The 812-nt window shown below is 51.5% G+C and carries 1 pseudogene; it reads left to right on the top strand.

The window, feature by feature from the left end:
* Positions 1-157 precede the first annotated feature (157 nt).
* A pseudogene (locus E0D98_RS25020) lies at positions 158-812 on the top strand (fructose PTS transporter subunit IIA); the annotation flags it as partial.

The following is an 812-nucleotide window of genomic DNA, read 5'->3' as shown; positions in this document are numbered from 1 at the left end:
CATTAATACGAATTTAGCCATTATGCCCGATAAATTCATCCTGTAAATAATACAAATACAATACAAATAATTTCAATCAAGTGAAATTGATCACATAATGGTATTGTTTTATCGGGCACACTGGCGCGACTATAAAAACGATCAAGTGAGGATCATGATGAATCTGACGACTCTGACCCACCGCGATGCGTTGTGTCTGAATGCGCGCTTTACCAGCCGTGAAGAGGCCATCCACGCGTTGACTCAACGTCTTGCTGCTCTGGGGAAAATTTCCAGTACTGAGCAATTTCTGGAAGAAGTGTATCGCCGTGAAAGCCTTGGCCCGACCGCCTTAGGTGAAGGGTTGGCTGTGCCGCATGGCAAAACTGCTGCGGTAAAAGAAGCGGCGTTTGCGGTCGCCACACTCAGCGAGCCGCTTCAGTGGGAAGGCGTTGATGGCCCGGAAGCGGTTGATTTAGTGGTGCTGCTGGCGATTCCCCCCAATGAAGCGGGTACTACGCATATGCAACTGCTGACAGCGCTGACCACGCGCCTGGCGGATGATGAGATTCGGGCGCGTATACAGTCGGCGACGACGCCTGATGAGTTGCTCTCGGCGCTGGATGACAAGGGAGGCACGCAACCTTCTGCCTCTTTTTCCAACGCGCCAACTATCGTCTGCGTAACGGCCTGTCCGGCGGGTATTGCTCACACCTATATGGCTGCGGAATATCTGGAAAAAGCCGGACGCAAACTCGGCGTAAATGTTTACGTGAAAAACAAGGCGCTAACGGCATTGAAGGGCGTTTAACGGCGGATCAACTCAATAGTGC

Source organism: Escherichia sp. KCJ4928 (assembly GCF_004352695.1).
Lineage (GTDB): Bacteria > Pseudomonadota > Gammaproteobacteria > Enterobacterales > Enterobacteriaceae > ECMA0423.
This window is presented reverse-complemented; position numbering and strand designations above follow the sequence as displayed.